Origin of the sequence: Rhodococcus opacus (assembly GCF_012396235.1) — a bacterium.
In the GTDB taxonomy this organism is placed as follows: Bacteria; Actinomycetota; Actinomycetes; order Mycobacteriales; family Mycobacteriaceae; genus Rhodococcus_F; species Rhodococcus_F opacus.
In genome coordinates, this window is sequence record NZ_JAAXPA010000011.1 from 158,650 (window position 1) to 177,721 (window position 19,072).

The 19,072-nt window shown below is 66.4% G+C and carries 17 protein-coding genes; 10 read left to right on the forward strand and 7 right to left on the reverse strand.

Features of this window, described 5'->3' with window-relative positions; translation table 11 throughout:
• The first annotated feature begins 377 nt into the window (after positions 1–377).
• Genes HGB39_RS17200 through HGB39_RS17210 form a run of 3 tightly spaced genes read left to right on the forward strand, consistent with a single transcriptional unit; the run spans position 378 to position 1,526 of the window.
• Positions 378–836, forward strand: coding sequence for an Hsp20/alpha crystallin family protein (locus HGB39_RS17200; RefSeq protein WP_005563423.1), 459 nt, complete (start codon positions 378–380; stop codon positions 834–836).
• A gap of 39 nt (positions 837–875) precedes the next feature.
• Positions 876–1,034, forward strand: coding sequence for a hypothetical protein (locus tag HGB39_RS17205; protein WP_037205825.1), 159 nt, complete (start codon positions 876–878; stop codon positions 1,032–1,034).
• A 57-nt stretch (positions 1,035–1,091) separates the two neighbouring features.
• Positions 1,092–1,526 (forward strand): CBS domain-containing protein, encoded by a 435-nt coding sequence (locus tag HGB39_RS17210; RefSeq protein WP_005563426.1) that lies wholly within the window; start codon positions 1,092–1,094, stop codon positions 1,524–1,526.
• Between the two features lie 53 nt (positions 1,527–1,579).
• On the opposite strand, the gene HGB39_RS17215 is transcribed toward HGB39_RS17210, so the two are convergent.
• Together HGB39_RS17215 and HGB39_RS17220 are read right to left on the reverse strand one after the other, a co-directional pair.
• A complete protein-coding gene (locus HGB39_RS17215; protein WP_005563428.1) occupies positions 1,580–2,329 on the reverse strand; it encodes a hypothetical protein in 750 nt (249 codons plus the stop codon).
• 87 nt (positions 2,330–2,416) lie between these two features.
• Entirely contained in the window at positions 2,417–3,781 is a 1,365-nt protein-coding gene (locus HGB39_RS17220; protein ID WP_043788185.1) for a wax ester/triacylglycerol synthase family O-acyltransferase, read from the reverse strand.
• Between the two features lie 246 nt (positions 3,782–4,027).
• Here HGB39_RS17220 and HGB39_RS17225 point away from each other — a divergent pair, with 246 nt between their 5' ends.
• The 5 genes from HGB39_RS17225 to HGB39_RS17245 all read left to right on the forward strand — a co-directional run bounded on the left by HGB39_RS17225 (position 4,028) and on the right by HGB39_RS17245 (position 9,494).
• Complete coding sequence (locus HGB39_RS17225; protein WP_005563433.1) at positions 4,028–5,023, forward strand: Acg family FMN-binding oxidoreductase; 996 nt, start codon at positions 4,028–4,030, stop codon at positions 5,021–5,023.
• Positions 5,024–5,542: 519 nt separating this feature from the next.
• Entirely contained in the window at positions 5,543–6,091 is a 549-nt protein-coding gene (locus tag HGB39_RS17230) for a PAS domain S-box protein (protein WP_005563437.1), read from the forward strand.
• Positions 6,092–6,391: 300 nt separating this feature from the next.
• Positions 6,392–7,963, forward strand: a complete 1,572-nt coding sequence (locus HGB39_RS17235) for an MBL fold metallo-hydrolase RNA specificity domain-containing protein (RefSeq protein ID WP_005563439.1) — start codon at positions 6,392–6,394, stop codon at positions 7,961–7,963.
• Between the two features lie 82 nt (positions 7,964–8,045).
• Complete coding sequence (locus HGB39_RS17240; protein WP_005563440.1) at positions 8,046–8,945, forward strand: universal stress protein; 900 nt, start codon at positions 8,046–8,048, stop codon at positions 8,943–8,945.
• Between the two features lie 129 nt (positions 8,946–9,074).
• Positions 9,075–9,494, forward strand: coding sequence for a hypothetical protein (locus HGB39_RS17245; RefSeq protein WP_043788186.1), 420 nt, complete (start codon positions 9,075–9,077; stop codon positions 9,492–9,494).
• Positions 9,495–9,757: 263 nt separating this feature from the next.
• Here HGB39_RS17245 and HGB39_RS17255 read toward each other — a convergent pair whose 3' ends face one another.
• From HGB39_RS17255 to HGB39_RS17275, 4 genes are all read right to left on the reverse strand, one after another.
• Positions 9,758–11,155, reverse strand: coding sequence for an alpha/beta family hydrolase (locus HGB39_RS17255; protein ID WP_242323419.1), 1,398 nt, complete (start codon positions 11,153–11,155; stop codon positions 9,758–9,760).
• Positions 11,156–11,279: 124 nt separating this feature from the next.
• Positions 11,280–12,824, reverse strand: coding sequence for an FAD-dependent monooxygenase (locus tag HGB39_RS17260; RefSeq protein ID WP_005563443.1), 1,545 nt, complete (start codon positions 12,822–12,824; stop codon positions 11,280–11,282).
• Positions 12,821–13,948: a GyrI-like domain-containing protein gene (locus HGB39_RS38765; protein ID WP_005563444.1), complete on the reverse strand. Its 1,128-nt coding sequence runs from the start codon at positions 13,946–13,948 to the stop codon at positions 12,821–12,823. The genes HGB39_RS17260 and HGB39_RS38765 overlap by 4 nt, the downstream gene beginning before the upstream one ends.
• A 436-nt stretch (positions 13,949–14,384) precedes the next feature.
• Positions 14,385–16,433: an erythromycin esterase family protein gene (locus tag HGB39_RS17275; RefSeq protein ID WP_052023929.1), complete on the reverse strand. Its 2,049-nt coding sequence runs from the start codon at positions 16,431–16,433 to the stop codon at positions 14,385–14,387.
• A gap of 408 nt (positions 16,434–16,841) precedes the next feature.
• Between HGB39_RS17275 and HGB39_RS17280 the strand changes: the two genes are divergently transcribed.
• Positions 16,842–17,741 carry a universal stress protein gene (locus tag HGB39_RS17280; protein ID WP_081276484.1) on the forward strand — a complete coding sequence of 300 codons (900 nt, stop codon included), beginning with the start codon at positions 16,842–16,844 and terminating at the stop codon, positions 17,739–17,741.
• A gap of 38 nt (positions 17,742–17,779) precedes the next feature.
• Positions 17,780–18,787, forward strand: coding sequence for a potassium channel family protein (locus tag HGB39_RS17285; RefSeq protein ID WP_043788203.1), 1,008 nt, complete (start codon positions 17,780–17,782; stop codon positions 18,785–18,787).
• A gap of 15 nt (positions 18,788–18,802) precedes the next feature.
• Here HGB39_RS17285 and HGB39_RS17290 read toward each other — a convergent pair whose 3' ends face one another.
• Positions 18,803–19,045: a PLDc N-terminal domain-containing protein gene (locus HGB39_RS17290; protein WP_043788188.1), complete on the reverse strand. Its 243-nt coding sequence runs from the start codon at positions 19,043–19,045 to the stop codon at positions 18,803–18,805.
• Between the last annotated feature and the right edge of the window lie 27 nt (positions 19,046–19,072).

Genomic DNA, 19,072 nt, shown 5'->3' on the forward strand with positions numbered 1-19,072 from the left:
TCCGTGACGGTGCTGTCGAGGCGGGTGAGGTAGTGGGGGCCGGCCCCCTTCAGAGTCCACTCGCCTCGGGTGGTGACGGTAGGGCCGAGGGTCCTCGGTTCGGACTCGCCACACCTGTCACCACCCGCTACGCAGATCGGCGAGGTCAGTTTGGCGGATCGTCGACATGAGTGTCGACAGTCGCGGCCACAACTTCGCCGAAGTACGTGCTCGACGAGGCACGGCAGGCGATGTCGCTCTGAGCCGAGTGTGCGAGACAAGGGTCAGGCCGCCGACCGCAGTCCGCGAATTGAGGACCGTCGGCCCTACTGGCTTCACCCGATGACGAGTGGACTCGAAGACGCCAGCAACCACTTCCAAATCCTCTGGAGTCAACCATGAGCATTCTGTCCCCCCGCCGCCCACACCAGGCCCTGCTCCCGTCCCTGCCGGACTGGTCCGACCTCATGGCCAGATTCGAGGCGATGCCCCCCTGGACCTCCCTCGAAGGCCACATGATCCGCGTCGAGGAACACCTCGACAAGGGCCGCTACACCCTGCGCGCCGAACTCCCCGGAGTCGACCCTGCCAAAGACGTCGACATCAGCGTCCGCGACGGACAAATGACGATCAAAGCCGAACGCACCGAACAACACAAGGAAGGCGCCCGATCCGAATTCCATTACGGCAGCTTCTACCGATCCATGCCCCTGCCCCCCGGCGCCAAGGAAGACGACATCGACGCCACCTACACCGACGGCATCCTGACTGTCACGATGCCGGTCACCGAATCCCCGACACCGGAAAAACACGTCGAAATCACGAAAACCACCCCCACCGGCGAAGAGACCACCTGACCGCCGGTTCGAACCCACCCGCGGCCCATCGAGGACAGCATGCCCAAGACGATCATCCCCGTCATCGGAGCCCTGTGGCTTGTCCTCGCGGCGATCGGCGCCTGGAGCACCATCGCCTTCGCGATCGCCGCGCCGGCCGCCGTCCTCCTGGGCACGTACCTGCTGGCCAGTGCCGTCACCGGTTCCAACGGCCACTGAAGCCTCAGCGCGGACCATCGAAACAATTGTTTGCAACCATTTTGGAGATCACCACTCATGACCACAGCACGTGACATCATGCACACCGGTGCAACCTGCATCGGCGAACACGACACCCTCACCACCGCCGCGCAACGCATGCGCGAGCTCGACGTCGGAGCGCTACCGATCTGCGGGGACGACGACCGCCTCCACGGCATCATCACCGACCGGGACATCGTCCTCAAATGCGTCGCCGCCGGCACAGATCCCAACACGATGACCGCCGGCGACCTCGCCCAGGGCAGCACCTACCACGTCGACACCGCAGCCACCGTGGAACAGGTCGTCACCGTGATGGAAGAACACCAGATCCGCCGCCTGCCCGTCCTCGACGACCACCGGCTCGTCGGCATGATCAGCGAAGCCGACATCGCCCGGCACCTGCCCGAACACGCCGTCGGCGCGTTCGTCGAAGCCATCTGCGCACCGAAAGCCCTCCCCAGCCACTGAAACCCACCACGACGATGAGGGCCCACAACAGCCCACGCCGTGGCAATCGGTCTCTACCTGCCCTCCGGTCGGATTTCGTTGCCGCCGGGGGTGTCGGCGGCCCCGACTATCTGATCGACCCGCTCGTGGAAGATCCGCCAGCGTCGCTCGTTCTCGTGCGTGAGCACCGCGCTGCGAGCCGCGAGATCCGCGGCATAATCGAGCATTTCCGAGGCCGAGAACAGGTACCGCGGAACGACACGGTGTGCAGTGAGGTCCGCACGCAGGGCGGCCGGGGTGAAGTCGACCCGCCCGAGGATCGCGACCGCGCGGTCGAGGTTGCGGGCGATGAGTTCGGCCATCGACGCGCACTGCCAGTCGTTGCTCACGATACGGTGCCGTTCGGCCAGCAGATCCGCAAGTTCCGGGTAGCTCAGCAATGCCTCCAACATGTCCCATGCCGCCGACATCGCCGACGCCAGCCACTGCCCGATCGCCCGGTTCGCCTCCCCTAACGCGCTGAGATCACGTTTCAGATTCGTGATCTCCGCGGGCTCGCCACCGCCCTCCATGAACAGGATCCCGAGCGTCTCGGTGGCGCGATCATCGTTGAGGTCGGAAGCGCCCGCGAACGGGCTGAGGGACGTCTCACCGGACGGTGCGACCACCGACCACCGTTCGGCCAGTGCCTTCAATGCCCGTGAGTTGCGTTGCAGCCGGATCACGTCGTGAAATGGTGATTCGGAATAGAACTTCTCGTGTTCCCGGTGAAACCGTGCGAGGTTGCGCACCGTGAGCAGCAGCTGGTCTCGCTCCGTCTGCATCGTTCGAGCGTGGCACAGCACGACGGGACATCGCCGGCGAATCGGCGAACTCTCGCATCGTCCGGGGTAATACTCCTCGCGAGTGGATCAGTCCCGGTGCCGTGACGCCTCGAGTGACCGCAGCGTCTGTTCCATTCCGCGGGCGACCACGTCGACCTCGGGGCATACGGCACCGTCACCGACAACCGTGATCGTGAACTGCCCCGCATAGGAGAACGCGCCGGCACCCACCGCGATGTTTCCCATCAGGGCCACTACCGGGACGATCTCGCGCACGGCGGCCCCGAAGAGGTAGAGGGGGACGGGCGGGCCGGGCACGTCGGCGACGTACGTGTTCATCATTCGTTGCCGAGACAGCAGAGTCAGGGCAATCCACCGGACGGTCCGGCCGCCGACCACGGCCCCCCGGCGCGGACGGACACCCCGCTTACGGGTGGCGGTGTCGGCGGCTATCGACACCAGTCGGCGGACGGGATCATCGATCGAGAGCGGGAGCGGCACGATCATCTGCCCAAGCAGATTCCCGCGCGCCGGCCCCGGCAGCTCCCGATGCAGCGACACGGGCACGACCGCACGCAACGCGAGGTTGTCGACAGGTTCCCCTCGACTGCGTAACAGTTCACGCAGGCCACCGGCGAAGACGGCAAGCAGCACATCGTTGACCTTCACACCGTACCGATCGGAGATCCTCCGCATCGTTGCGAGTTCGGTTCGTACGACAGCGAACTCACGAGCAGTACCGATCGGCCGATTCAGGCTGCATCGCGGCGCCCGTCCCCCGGAGACCATCTTCCGCACCGATGCCCACGCACGCCGGGTACGACACACGATCGTCGCCGGCCGTGTACACGCCGCCAGCACACGAGCCGCCGCGGCCCGGCGACGCCGGAGGTTGTCGACGATCAGCTCGTTCGCCGCCGGCACCGGGGCCGGCATCCACGGCTCGACCCGAGGAGCCGGACCGTCGGGCGCAGAGTCGAACAGTGCACCGAGCATCGCCACCCCGGCCGGGCCGTCGGCGATCACGTGGTGGACCCGGAGATAGACCGCGGTCCGGCCGCCCGCCAGGCCGGGTACGAACCACATCTTCCACAGCGGCCGGGAGCGGTCGAGCGGACGCCGACGCAACTCCTCGACCACCTCGAGTAGCCGCGCCTCGTCAGCGTGATGCACCGGCGGGACGGCACACACGTGGTCTCGAACATCGAAGGCTGCCGCATCCACCCACAGTGGCCGTCCCAGACCCCACCGAGGCACGTAGACCACCTGCCGCAGACGCGGCGCCAGAGGCAACCGCGCCTCGATCGATGTCCGGACGTCCCCGAGCAGAATCCGCCCGTCCGTGTCGACGAGGTCACAGGCGTCGAGCAGGGCCACGAGACCAATGTCCTGCGACCATCCGGCCTCGTCCGGCCACAGAGTCATCACGTCCTGTGCGGTCAACCGCTCCATGAGCCTCACCCCATCAGTGCAGGAACGTCGATCCCGGACCGACCACGACTACCACGGCCTCGCGAGGTGTCGTCCTTCCACCAGTGTCGATCCGGGAGTGCGCGGGAAAATAGGGTCACAGGTCAACGCCCACAGTCGTCACTCGATGACCATCGGCCCTAATCGTGAACTCCCAACCGGCGAACACTGAAGACGGAATGCCCCGGGCCGTCAGAGCAACTCGGGCAGGCGGTCGAGGAGACGACAATGCAGCCTACTGTCCCCGATGACGATCTCATTCGGATCGCCGTCGGCCTTGCCTGCCGAGCGCCGTCGGTACACAACACCCAACCGTGGCGGTGGCGCTATGACGGTGGTGTGCTCGATTTGTCTGCCGATTCCCACCGCCGACTCGCCTCGGCGGACCCGTCGGAGCGGCAACTGGTGGTCAGCTGTGGAGCGGCCCTGCATCATCTGGGCACCGCATTGACCGCGCTGGGCTGGTTGGCCGACATACGCCGCGTACCCGACCAGGCGAGCCCGTCCCATGTCGCCCAGATCCGGTTCCACCATTACGCCCGAAGCCCGCAGTCGCACGATCTCGATCTGCTTTCCGCGATTCGCCGCCGCTATTCGGATCGGGGCCCGTTCGATCCGGTCGATCCGAATACACTGTCACCGGCCTCGCTGAAGGACATGGTTCGCGGGCATGGCGTTCACCTGACGGTATTGCCGCACAGCGCCCGACCAGTGCTTGCGGCCGCCACCGAACTCACCGCCGCCTCCCGGCGGCTCGACCCCACCTACCAAACCGAACTCTACTGGTGGGCAGGACATTCCCTCCCCGAGGACGGAATCCCGACGGAGGCACTGGCCACCGCGGACAATCAGGCCCGCGTCGACATCGGGCGCCGATTCCCCATCGGCTCCGACAGCGGTTCCATCCTCCATCCCGACCAAGCGACGGTGCTCGTCCTCAGCACCGACGGCGACGACCGTGGAGCGTGGGTGCGCACCGGCGAAGCCCTATCGGCCGTACTGCTCGAAGCCACGGCCACCGGACACGCAACATGCCCGCTGACCCACATGACCGAGTTGCCGCAGAGTCGAAGAATGATTGGCAGCCTGCTGCCGGACTCGGGTGTACCGCAAGTCCTGATTCGCATCGGTTCGACCGGCACTCAGGTTCCTCCACGACAGACACCCCGCCGCCCGATCGAGTCGGTTCTCACCATCGTCCCGCGACCCGGTCAACGTTGCTGACCGGCTTGGCGCAGAGATCGCAGGGGGGACCGTTCGGGGACGCAGTTCGGGCCAGGAGGGCGACTCCCACACCGCGCCCGGGTCGCGCAGCCGGGCCGTACCCCCGAACCCGGGCAGTGCCGGGGCGTGGACCCGCATCCAGAGGCGGGCCGAATCAGTGACTTATTGCCCTGTGCAGCGGGGACCCCTGCACGTAATCCTTGCAGAGGGTGGTGGAGCACCGTATCCCCGATAACCGTCGGTGGCCGGCGGCCCCACCCGTCCACGCGCCGATCTGAAAGATGCCGTCCTGGGCGATGAGCAGTATCCGATTACCGAACTTCCGGCGCCGCCCGAGGGCCGACGCGACCATCGGACGACCATCGGACGACCATCGGACGACCATCGGGCACCGGATCAACGTGTGTGGCGGCCAGCGCCGCCGTCCTCGTGTTGGGCTGTGTCGCGCTCGCCGCGGTGCTGATCTGACCCACCCGCGGTGGTGCCTCGCGCACCGCCCCGACCCGGAGGCCTGAACATATGAGCAACCATCCGATACACCGGCTCGATCAACTCCTGCCACCCCTGCGATCGATCAGTAGCGCGGAGATCAAGACCCGCATCGACGCGATGCTCGCCGCCTCCGGCACCCCACGACGGTCGGAGCCGAAAGACGACAGACGACGCCGGAATCCGGCGACCGCGGAGGACTACCTCGAGCAACTTCCCGCCCTCGTATTGCTGCGACGGCTACCGGTGCCCGCTCTCGCGGTGGACAGGCATGGTGTGATCTCGCATGCGAATTGGGCGCTGGAGCGGATGCTGGGTTACGGCGAGGGCGGGCTCGGTGATGGTTCGGTCGCGGATTTCGTCGATCCGCAGTCGTCGCCGAACGATGCCGAGGCGGTGGCCATCCTGCACGACTTCGCCGGGAAGGTGATCGAACTCGCGCATCAGGACGGGTTCGTCGTTCGTGCACTGGTGAGCAGGTCGGTACTGCTCAGGCACGACGATCCGATCACGCTCGTGTGCTTCGAGGACGTCACCGAACGATTGTGGGACGGCGGTCGGGCTCGCGCATTCGATTGAACGCCGGTGCACCTGGGACACCTCGCGCGAGCTCGACGGCTGCTGGTACGCCACACCGCCGCCACTACGAGTAACTCACCCGCGGCCTGGAGGTGACGGGAGACCCTACCGGCCCGCCTGCCCTCCGATGTTCACTCGAATCGTGAGAGCCGTGCGATACAGGCAAGGGCACCGGACCCGGATGCTGGGAGCGAGTGCATCAGAGTCTGGATTTCGTCGCTGCCTCGGACAGGGCAGCGTCGCGTCGTTCGACACCCGCGCGCTTCGGCCGGAAGCCAGATCAAATACGAGGAGCCTCGCATGGCGAATCACGTGAACCTCACTTTTCACGGTGCTGCGAAGACAGTGACCGGCTCATGCATGGAGATCGAGTCGGAGGGCACGCGCATCCTGGTGGACTGCGGCCTGTTTCAGGGATCGCGCACCCTCGAGACCTTGAACTACGGTGCCTTCACCTTCGCGCCGGACACGATTGATGCAGTCGTTCTCACCCACGCGCATATCGATCATTGCGGCCTGTTACCCAAGTTGGTGGCGCAAGGCTTCGAAGGGCCGATCTTCTGCACCGACCAAACCTCCGACCTGCTGCAATACATGCTCGCCGACGCCGGGCGTATCCAGGAGTTCGAGGCGCAACACCGAAACCGACGACGCGATCGTGCCGGAGAGGCGACAATTACCCCGCTCTACACCGAACACGATGGGCTCACGGCGTGGCGGCAGACCCGTCCTGTGCCGTTGGAGGAATGGTTCGAGCCCGCTACAGGCTTTCGAGCGCGGCTGTGGAATGCCGGTCATATTCTGGGCGCAACATCGGCGGAGGTCGACGCCGGGGGCGTGCGCATGCTCTGTTCCGGTGATCTCGGTCCTCAGTACAAGGCGTTTCACGCCGATCCGGAGGGTCCATCGGGGTTGGACTTCGTCATCTGCGAATCGACGTACGGCAGCCGAACCCGTGTGCGACTGAGCATCGACCAGCGGCGTGACCTGCTGGAAGAGGAGATCAACAAGGCCATTTCGCGTGGTGGAAATCTCGTGATCCCTGCCTTCGCGCTGGAACGAACGCAGGAACTGCTGCTCGACATTGCGTATCTCGCCGACGCGAACCGCATCCCCAACGTTCCGGTCTTCGTCGACTCTCCGCTGGCCAACCGCGCGACCAGCGTATTCGCCAGGCATGCAGGCGAGCTCGAGGATCTCGGGGGCAAGGACATCTTCCACCATCCCTCGATCCACTATGTCGATGATGCTTCCGCCTCGATGCGGATCAACAGCATGTCGGGGGTCATCATCATCGCGGCTTCGGGGATGTGCGAGGCGGGACGCATCCGCCATCACCTCGCACACAATCTGCATCGCCGGGATTCGACGATCTTGTTCGTCGGATTCCAAGCCCAAGGCTCGCTGGGACGCGTCATCCTCGAAGGCGCACGGCAAGTGAAAATTTCGGGCACCGACGTCAATGTGCGAGCGCATATTCGGCGCCTCGACAGCTATTCCGCCCACGCAGATCAGGCCGAACTGCTGGACTGGATCAAGGAGCGGAAGCCTATCTCGGGCAGCCTGTTCCTGACCCACGGCGAACCGGGGGCAATCTCGGCGCTGACCGAACTGGCGTCTGAAGACGACCCTTCCCTTTCGATCGTCACCCCGAACATCGGGGAAAGCTACCAACTGCAGTGCGGCACCCCCGCGAAGCTGATCGGCACCGCCCGCACAGATGCTGCGCAACTGATCGGGCGCGACTGGCAGAACGACTACGCCGACTTCGCGGTGAGCCTCAAGCGTCAACTTGCCCAGATCCCGGATCCGGTGAACCGCCAGAAGGCCGTCGCGGATATGCGCAAAGTTCTGGAACGGTACGGAATGTGATGACCTTCTCCTCTACGGCGCCATCACGGCAGCGGCGACGATGGTGGGGACTCGATGATCCGCGTAATCCCGAGGAGACATCATGACCACCCGCCGCCCGATCGTCGCCGGAGTAGACGGATCGGAGTCGTCCCTCCAGGCCGTGTCATGGGCGGCGCACGAAGCCGCATTGCGGAATGCTCCGCTGACCTTGGTGACCACCATGTTCGTCCCCGGCGCCTACGGTATGCCGGTCGGGGTGCCTGCCAGCTTTTTCGAGGAGGAGGAACTCGAGTGCAAGGCGCGGCTCGTCCGGGCCGAGGAGGTGGCCGCCCGGGCCGTACCGGGGCACACCCTCGAGATCGACACGGCGTTCTGCATGGGCGCTCCCTCCGGTGAGCTGGTCGAGCGGTCGAAGTCTGCACTGATGGTGGTTGTCGGCGCGAACCGACACGGAATCATCGACCGTACCGTGCTGGGATCGGTCAGTGCGGCGGTCGTGACTCATGCGCACGCGCCCGTCGCTGTCGTGCGAGACCTGCCGCACACCGAGATCAACGACGTCGCAGGGCCCGTCGTGGTCGGTGTCGACGGCTCGGCGAACAGCGAGCCGGCGATCTCGGCGGCGTTCGAAGAGGCCGCATTGCGTCAGGTCGAACTTGTTGCGGTACACGCCTGGTCGGATGTCGAGCTGCACGCCCCGTTCCCCAGTGACGTCGACTGGACGCAGGTCGAAAGCCGCGAGGGGGCGATACTGTCGGAGAGCCTGGCCGGTCGCGCCGAGGACTTCCCCGACGTGCAGGTCCGGCCGGTCGTGGTCATGGACCAACCTGTTCGGAATCTGCGCGAGCAGGCCGAGCGGGCGCAACTCCTGGTGGTCGGGAGCCGTGGGCGAGGTGGATTCGCGAGCATGCTGCTGGGCTCGACCAGCAGAGCCCTGCTACACACGGTGACGTGTCCCCTACTCATCGTCCGTTCAGTGCTCCCGAGTTCCGCGACGTAGGCCTGTCGGTGTCGGCGCGGGCCCGACGGCAGTGGTCGGACGACCTGGCAGGCGAAGCACGGGACCAGCGCGCCACGACCCGGGGCGAAACTGGAGGGATCACAAGGATTCTGGAGGAAGGTGGTGCCGATGACCGGACAGGCAGAGACGCACCGATACAGCTTGCTTCACTCCGCGATGGACGAATTGCTGGAGGGAACACGCGCCGTGACCCGCCTCATGGGAACAATGGGAGGCGAGGCGGTCAGCGCAATACCTGAGCCCGTTGCGGTGCCGGTGACCCGGATGCTGGAGTCGCTTCAGCAGTTGGTCGAGCTGGCCCCACCGTTGGTCGCGGAGTTCGACGTCCTGGTCGAGGAACTACACGCCCAGCGGTTGACAGTGCAGGCATTGCAGGCAGAACTGTCGGCTTTCGACCATCAGATGGAACTAATCGAGCAGGCACTGGCGCCCCTGCAGGGCTGGACCCATCAGTGGTCCCGTCTGCGTCAATCGCTGATCCGGACACCACACGCGGCTGCACCGCAACCCGGCTTGCCGGAGAGCTGAGCACGGCCGATGTTCGGAGCCTGCGGCCGGACGAGCAATTACGTTCAGAGACTGCCCTTTTCGGATGCCGCGGGCTGCGGTTCCTTTGTGCGGAATGCCGGGAAGGTCGGGGTGCAAGCCTTCCATGTGTTGTTCGGTGAGTTCGGCTTTGATCGTCATGTGTCCGTCGCGGACGCCGATGTCGACGTCTGTGGCGGGGTCGACTCCGGGGAGTTCGGCGCGCAGGGTGTAGCGGCCCTTGTCGAGGTGTTCCTCGACGCGGATCATGTGGCCTTCGAGGGAGGTCCAGGGGGGCATTCGGGTTCTATCGTTGCGTACTGCGGCGCAGGGGGTGACAGCGTGGACGGGAGGTGTGTGGTGAACCATTCGCGGGCCAGTACTGCAGCCCGTTCGAGGGTGCCGGGTTCTTCGAACAGGTGGGTGGCACCGGGCACGATCTCGATCCGGCACATGCCCGGGATCACGGCCTGCGCGCGGCGATTGAGGTCGAGGACGGTTTCATCGCGGGAGCCGACGATCAACAGCGTGGGGGTTCGGACCTCGGTCAGACGCTCACCGGCGAGGTCGGCTCGGCCACCGCGGGAGACGATCGCCTTGATATCGACGTGGGAGTCGGTGCCCGCGCGCAGTGCTGCTGCGGCGCCCGTGCTGGCCCCGAAGTATCCGATCGGCAGACCGACGGTGTCCGATCGTGTCCCGAGCCACCGGGTGGCCGCGACGAGCCGCTCGGCGAGGAGGTCGATGTCGAATACCAGCGTGCGGTCGCCTTCTTCTGCGGCGGTGAGTAGGTCGAACAGGAGGGTGGCAAGTCCGGCCCGGTTCAGGAACTGGGCGACGTAGCGGTTGCGAGGGCTGTGGCGGCTGCTGCCGCTGCCGTGGGCGAACACGACTATCCCGATGGCGTTTTCCGGAACGACGAGGTGCCCGGCAAGCCGGACCCGGCCCACGTCGACCTCGATGTCGTCGTCGCGAATCGGCGGATCGTCACCGGTGTCCGGTGCCGTGGCGGCGGGTTCTCCGAAGCCGCTGCGTGCACGCTGCAATAATTCGGTCACGTCTTCGTCGGTGGTCTGGGAAAACTCGTAGTACCCCTGTCCGACAGCGGAGAATCCTTTCGGGGTCTGCATGCACACGACCTCGTCGGCGTCCTCGGCGAGGTCGTCGATCCGGCGCGGCGACCCTATCGGGACTGCGATGACGACCCGCGCGGCGCCCTGTGCGCGCGCGACCTGGCACGCGGCCCGCGCGGTCGCACCGGTCGCCACGCCGTCGTCGACGATCAACGCAATCCGTCCCCCCAGCGGGATCCGGCCGAACTCCTCCCGCACTCGTTCAGCGCGGTGACGAAGTTCCGCCAACTGGGTGCGTTCGACGGCGGCGATATCGGTGACGGTCAGACCGACCCGACTGACGACATCGGTGTTGATCACCCGTACGCCGCCCTCGCCGATCGCGCCGAAGGCCAGTTCGGGCTGGTACGGGACACCGAGCTTGCGGACCACGATCACGTCGAGAGGGGCGTGCAATGCCTTCGCGACCTCGAATGCGACCGGCACACCCCCTCGGGGTAACCCCAGCACCACGACGTCTCGTCCTCGAAACTCGCGCAGGCGTCTGGCCAGGCGTCGTCCCGCATCGGCGCGATCGGCGAATTCCATCAGAACCTCCTCGAGCCGGAACATTCTCAGCCCTGTTCCGAACCTACTTCCGTCCGACCCAGGCATTCCAGGGCCATTGGTCGCCAATCGCGGTCCTCAGCCGGCGCCGACCGGAGATGCCGCAACGTCACGTCGAGCGTGCCGGAGACGCTCCGATCAGTTCCAGCCACTCGGCGGCCCCCTGAGTGTCGGAGCCGCTCCGAAACCCGACGTATCCATCTGGTCGAACGATCACGATGCCGGTACCCGACCAGCTGCGAATTCGGTGGACCTGTAGCCGTCCGTCAGGCGCCGGCGGCATTCCCCACTGCGTGTCCCGATGTAGGAGCACCTGTACTGCCGGCGTCGCGATCAGGTCGTGCAGACGTTGCCGGCCGCCGTCGACGGTCACCTCCTCGTCCGGGATCCGCTCACCGGCCGGGGCGGCGACGCCGGAATCGCCGGACCCCTCGACCGACAGTGGACCGCGCCGATAGTGCCGGCGAAGCTGGGCGAGCACTCGCACCGCGTGCGCGACGAGCCGACGCCGCCGCAACAGCACCGGGACCAGCGGTGCCCCTGCGGAGGAGAAGGCGCCGCGTAGAAGCGACGGCACCCGACCGCGGCCGGCCTCGGCCCAGAACAGCACGTGGGTCAGCAGCAGCACCTGGTGGGCGGCGGGTCGACGGTCCTCCGCATACGACCGCAACAGGGTGGCGTCGCCACCGGGCCGGAGGTGTGCCGCGAACGCGAGTTTCCACCCCAGGTCGGCAGAGTCCTGGATACCTGTGTTCATGCCCTGGCCGCCCGCCGGGGAGAAGGCATGAGCGGCGTCCCCTGCCAGAAAGACCGGCCCGCATCGATACCGGGACGCGACGCGGTGTTGGACCGGTACCCGCTCCGACCAGGCGATCCGGGTGATGCGGGCATGCACGTCAGCCCTGTCGAGGATCTTCTGCAGGTGGTGTCGGTCGGTCGGGGCCTCCGCGCAGTTCGGGGGTTGGGCGGTGAGCAACCGCCAGCGAGCGGTTTCGCCCAGCGGCAGCAGGAACAGCAGCCCCTCACGGTGGACCGCGACGTGTGCGACGCCGGTCTGGACCTCACCGTCGAGTTCGACGTCGGCGAGGAGAATCTCGTGCGGGTACACCGACCCGTCCCAGGAGATGCCGGCCGTCGCGCGCACCGTGCTGGTGCTGCCGTCACACCCGACGAGGAACCGGGCCGCGACTTGTCGGCGGATGCCGTGATGCGTCACATCGCAGACGACTCCGTCGACTGCCCGAAAGGACTCGTACTGCGTCTCCCACTCCACCTCGACGCCACGGCCGCGGAGTGCTCGTCGCAGAACGGCTTCCACGTCGGCTTGCCGCACGAGCAGGAAATTCGGGAATGCGGTGTCCGGCAGCCGTATTTCACCCACGTCGACGGGCACACAGCGCCGACGCAGGTGGAGGTGCACCTGCGGGTTGGAGTCTCCGAGCGCGAGGAGTTCCTCGGTCACACCGTGCGGCCGCAGTACTTCGAGGGTCCGGGACTGGACGAGGAAAGCCCGCGAGAATCGGGGTGCGTCGGGTCTGCGGTCGACGATGCGCACGTGTGCGCCGTGATCGTGAGCGATCAGCGCCGCGGCGAGTCCGGTCGGGCCTGCGCCGACGACGAGCACGTCGAGAGGCTGCCCGTCCGGCGCGGTCATCTCGGTTTCGTCTCCGTCCGGACGAGCCGCCACCACGCCGTGTCAGGCTGTGCGGTGCCCTCTCCTGACTCGGCGCGTTCGAGAACGTCGTCGCGAAGACGACCGGGCAAGATGCAGTATCGGATCGAGGACCGATGGCTCACCAGCGCGAGAGGCCACCACAACACCCGGACGTACTCCTCGGCGGAGCGTGCGCCGTCCCACTGGTAGAAACCGCGGTACCGGTCCTCTTCGTCCGCGGTGAGCCACAGCTTCGACACGAATCCGGGGAACCCCGCGAACAATGCTGTGTTGAGCAGGCTTTCGGCCCTGAACAGCGGGTGACCCCAGCCGTGGACACCGCGCAGTCGGAAGGAGACGACGAGGACCGCCGGATCGGGTGGAGACTCACCGCGCATGACGGTCTCGCGGTAGACGACTCCGGTGGTGCCGTCAGCGAAGGTCATTCTCCGGCCCCTGTGCCGTTTCGGTTGGTGAAGGCGGCGGCGGGCGAGGAGGTTCGCCGTACGCGCGGCACACCGGAACAATCGCGGCGCCGCAACCCGCAAGGGCACCGGTCGTGGTTCGGCGTCACGGATGGAGTGCTCTGCACCAGGATTGGAGACTGTCGTCGTCTCGTCCTCGCGCGCGACGGCCTCGCCGCCTCGCCCCTGATCCCGGTTCACGGCGGGGCGCCGAATGCAGGGCATGAACACCTCGGTGCGGGGCGCCGCGACTCCGGGCCCGTCCAGGTAGGACTCCCACGGGTCTCCGGACGGGACGTAGCCGTGCGCGGTGATCCAGTGTGTGGCGGCTGCGTACGCTGCGCCGACTCCCTTGTAGTCCCCGATATGGAGAGTGGTGGCGGCGCGACCCGCCGGTTGCGACGTCGGCTCGACTCGACCGCGGGCGGCGATGCCGCCGCTGAGGGGGAATCCGGCCTCGACGTCCCACTGCCCGTCCTCCGCCTGGCGGTACCGCGCGAACGGGACACCGGTGACGTACCGGCCCTGCCGTTCTGCGACAGTGACCACCTCACCGAAAGCTGGCCCGAGAAAGTCCTCGATGTGGTCCAGACGGAGGCGGTCCCGCACCACGGCGGCCGGGTGCGCCTCGATCTCGACGAGTTCGACCTGGTATCCCATACGTCTACCCTCGCCGCTGCACGCGGGGCGGCGCGAGGGCCGAAGGTCCCCGACGGCGGACCCGGGTCGGATGGTGGGTCCGATCGTGCCAACCTTGAGCTACCGGGGCGGGTGCCACAAGTCGATGTCTAGTGGCCCCTCGGTAAAAGACCAAGTCCTCTCGGCCGGCCCGCGTACACCGGGTTCGATGGAACATAGACACGGGAAGACACCCCACGACCCACCCCGACCAGGAGATACGTGAGGCGCCCGGCTCGGCTGAGGGAGATGGGATCGATGCTGCTGTTGCACCTTCTCGGCGGCTCGACCGATGAGGAAGTCGACCTCGTTGTCGCAGAGGAACTCGAACTCCTCGGATGCCCTGCCTGACAGACCAGCTCACGGGCTCGCCCCGTTCGCACCGCACGGCCTACACATGGACGACCGGGACCGGTTGCTAGAACGCCGAGGGATAGGTCTCCGGTGTTTCGCCTTCAACCCAGAGACTTGTGCGTTCGAGGGGCTCGACCGCCCTGGTCGTGTCGATATGGATTACCGCATCGAACTGATCCGAGATCCGGGTGTGGAAGTAGTGACTCTGCCGCTCGGTCTCGGGTCGGTAGATCACCCCTATCGCCCGCTGCAGTCTCGCAGCCCGCAGTGTCCTCGCGGCAGCGTTCCCCTCGTCTGTGCGCACGAGGAAGGACGGCTCTCCGAGTTCGTGGAAGAGTTCCTCGACGCTACCGGGCAACGCCGGGCGCACTTCCTTGCGTTCGGCCGGTCCACCCCACTGACTCGCCGCGGTGACCGAGCCCTCGAACGTGGTGAACCCGATCAGCCGACAGGCGTCGGGATACGCTTCCCGCACCAGTTGCCCCACGGTCACTTCGCCGTGGGTTCCGGCCTCGGTTGCGCGCGCGTCGCCGGCATGCGAGTTGTGTGCCCACACCACTATCCGAGATGCTCTGCCCGAGTGCCGGTCGAGGTGCGAGACGAGGGCTGCCAGTGTCTGAACCATATGACGATCCCGTAGGTTCCACGAGGACACGCGGCCACTGAACATCGTTCGGTAGTAGCCCTCGGCATCGCACACACTCACCGCGTTGCGTTCGGCGTAGAACTGCTCGTCCTCGGCGGCCATTCCGTCGCGCCGAACATACTCGAGGGAATGGCGTTGCAGCTCGACGAGTTGTTCGACAACCTGCTGCTCGCACGACTCCCCTGCACCGAATGCCGCTGCGTAGCCATATGATTGGCCGTCGTCGCCACTGAGGTGATCGAAGCAGGAGTAGCGGTCACGCGCACGCCGAGCGGCCGCGGGGTCCACCCGATCGAGGTATTCCACGACCTCACGCATCGATCTGTGCAGGCTGTACAGATCGAGACCGTAGAACCCCGTGAGGGTTCGTCCTTGCGCCCTCGAGCGGTCGTTGTGTTCCTTCAACCATCCGACGAAGTCCAGTACCGGGGCATTCCGCCACATCCAGGACGGGAACCGCTCGAACCCACGGAGAGCTTCTTCGGCGGTCGTGTCGTGACCACCACCGCGCACGTAGCGGTTGACGCGGTAGGCGTCCGGCCAGTCGGCCTCCGCAGCAATCGCCGAGAATCCCTTGTCCTCGACGAGCCGTTTGGTGATTTCCGCGCGCGCCGCATAGAACTCGTGAGTGCCGTGCGAGCTTTCGCCGATCACCACGATCCGGGCGTCACCCACCAGATCGAGAAGCACGTTGAGCGAGGGGACACCGTCCGGGGCATCGAGCGCCGCGATACGTACAGCTGTTGCTGCCGAACCGAATTCGAGCGCCTTCGCATCACGAGCTGTCCCAGCGGAAGTGGGCGTGCGCAGAAGCGTCAGGACCTCGCTGTCGGTGACCTGTGCGAAGTTCCAGAACGACTCGCCGACTGCGTGGAAGGGAAACGGCATCGTTGCGCACACCACGTCGTCGACCATGGCGCCGAGGTCGCGGCAGGTGGACTCCGGTGCGGCGGGCACCGCCACCACGATCTGGGCAGGTTCCTGTCGGCGCAGTGAGTCGACGGCAGCGAACATACTCGCGCCGGTGGCGAGGCCGTCGTCGACGAGGATGACGATCTTGTCGGCGACGTCGGGAGGCGGTCGGTTCTCTCGGTAGACGGCTTCCCGTCGCAGCAGTTCCCGGCCCTCGCGATCGAGCTCCCGGCGGATCTGTTCCGGCGAGATTCGCAGGTCTCGTATCAAGTCGTCGTTGACCACCACGGTTCCGCCGCTGGCCAGTGCGCCCATCGCGAACTCCGCGTGGCCCGGCACACCGACCTTACGCACGACGAAGGCGTCGAGGGGGGCACCCAACGAGGCTGCCACCTCCCACGCCACGGGGATGCCTCCCCGCGCCAGCCCGAGCACGGTGACCTTCGGGTTGCCGCGAAAGCCCTCGAGGAGTCCTGCCAGGACCCGTCCGGCCTCCCGTCGGTCTTGAAAGACTTGCTCCGGCCGCTCCGCCGGCGTCGCTGTGGTCGCGCTCATGTCACCCTGCTTCCCAGTGTCCGGACGCGTGTGTATTCCGTGCCCCAGTTCGATCCTTGCGGCGTCGATCCGGGAGGGAACAGGGCCGAAGTGCCTCTCTCCGCGAACGACCACCACCCTTGACGAAATGCCCCAACTAGTGACCGTCGGCCCTACTGCCATGCCGCCCAGCCGCCTTCGATGTAGACGTACCCCTTCGTCGACGTCGGAGCCGTCATGCCTGCCGTGATCATTCTCGCCGTAGTCGTTTCACGCGGGCTTCTCCTTGCCCTCTCCATGCGTGTCGTGACTCAGTACGAGCGAGGTGTTCATTTCCGACTCGGCTGCGGATCGTGACGATGCCGATCCAGTCTCAGATTGCCCAGACCACGCTTTCGCCCCGAGCCGATCCAGAGAAACGGAAATGGAATGAGTGACGCCGCCCATCATCCTCGTCACATCGTTGTCGGGATCGACGGTTCGCGCGGTGCGCTGAACGCCGCCGCGTGGGCGGCGGAAGTTGCTGCCCTTCATCGTGTTCCGTTGCGGCTGCTCTTCGTGCACGATCCCTCCGAAGGTGGGCGACGGGGCGAGGCACACCACGGGGAGCACGAGCGACAGCGAGCCCAGGACGCGCACATGCACCTCACCGAGGCCGCAGAAGTCGCCCGCCACGTCGCCGCCTCCGGACCCACGCGGCCCGGGACCACCGAAATCAGAATGGAGATGCGGGCGGGAACGTCCTTCACAGCACTCCTCGAGGCCGCGGACGCGGCCGAACTGCTGGTGCTCGGCGCCAGGAGCGACTCGTCCTCCGCACCCGCGTCGCTCGTGACGACCGCGGCGCTGATCGCACGCTCCGCCTGTCCAGTTGCGGTGGTCAGGCCTGGGTTTCGCCGCACCGGTGGGTCGATTGTGACAGGAGTACGGTCGGACGGCGAACCGGACGTCCTGCACTATGCATTTCGGCACGCACAACTGAGCGGGACCGTGCTGCGCGCTGTGCACTCCGTCGCGACCGGACCGAATTCGTCGATACCGGACCTCACCGCAGGTTCGGACGAGGCGCGAGATCGTCTCGATGCATGGTTGGCGCCGGAGAGGGGCCGCTTCCCCGAGGTCGTCGTGGACCCGATCACCACGGAGGCGCCGGCGGATGAAGTGTTGGTCCGCTACTCGTCGTCGGCCGAGTTGCTGATCGTCGGACGCGGTGTCCCCGCTGCACCGCGCGGAATGCTCGGCCGCACGGCCACGGGCGTCCTCATGCGCGCGACGTGCCCGGTCATCTTTGCCGGTCCGCACCGCCGCCTTCGGTACGCAGGCAAGTGACCGTGGCACCCCACGACGGGCAGGCCGGGAGGACCGTGATGAGTCCCCTCCTGAGGATCGGCCGCGCACTGGGCGCCTTCGGGTTCGTCGTCGTTGCAGGCACGCTCGGGTATGTCGTCCTGGGCTTCGGCATTCTGGATGCGCTGTACCAAACCGTGACGACGATCAGCACGGTCGGGTTTCGTGAAGTCCACCCACTCGGTGCGGTGGGCCAGATCTTCACGATCCTGCTCATACTTGCGGGTGCCGGTACGGCGCTGTACACCTTCGGGGTAATCCTCGAAGCACTCATCGAGGGACATCTACGTCAGCACATGGAGCGTCGGCGAATGGACAGACACATCAGCCGGATGACCGGGCACGCGATCATCTGTGGTTTCGGCCGGGTCGGACGGGCCGGAGCGCAGTACCTGGCCACGCTCGGGATGCCGGTCGTCGTCGTCGATCGAGATCCGGAGCGCCTCGCCGACCTCGACGTCCCGACAGTAGTCGGGGATGTCACTGACGACGAGGTTCTCGAAGCGGCGGGAATCGGCCGTGCCCACGCTCTGATCACGGCGCTCGACACCGACGCGGACAATGTCTACGTCACCCTCTCGAGCCGCGCGTTGCGGCCGGACCTGATCATCATCGCCCGCGCCCGCAACGACGGTTCGACATCCAAGCTGATTCGGGCGGGAGCAAACCGCGTCGTCAACCCTCAGCTCATCGGGGGGCGCCGGATGGGTGCCTTCGCGCTCCAGCCACACGTCGCCGAGTTCCTGGACGTCGTGATGCACGACGAGACACTGGACTACCGGATCGAGGAGGTCGAGGTCTCGGCTGGTTCGCCGCTGGCCGGGCGGACCCTGGCGGAAGCGGACCTCGCGGCGGCCACCGGCTCGCTGTTGATGGCGTTGCGGTCACCGACGGGGCAGTTCATTGCCAATCCCCCGCTGGAGCGACGTCTGGACCCGGGCACCATTGTCATTGCACTCGGAACGGCGCCGCAGCTCGATGCGCTCCGCCGCGAGGTCAAGCAGAGCGAGGGAATCGGCTCACCCTGAACGGTTTCCGGCCCTTCATCGTGCATCCTCCGGGGTGCGGCGAGCCCACCGGAAATACGCAATGGGTCCGATGAAGTTCACCGCGATCACGGCAGCCCAAATAGTTCGGCTCCCCCTGATCTCGCGGGGATCACGCTTCGCCAGATCCGCCCAGGCCGCCACGGCCAGCCCCAATTGCACCGCCGCCGCCACGACCAGCGCGGCGCGCTGCGGCGTTGTCAGACTCGCCCACGTCACACGCCTCTTCACTGGACTCATCGATGCTCCTCCGATCTCACCTCCACC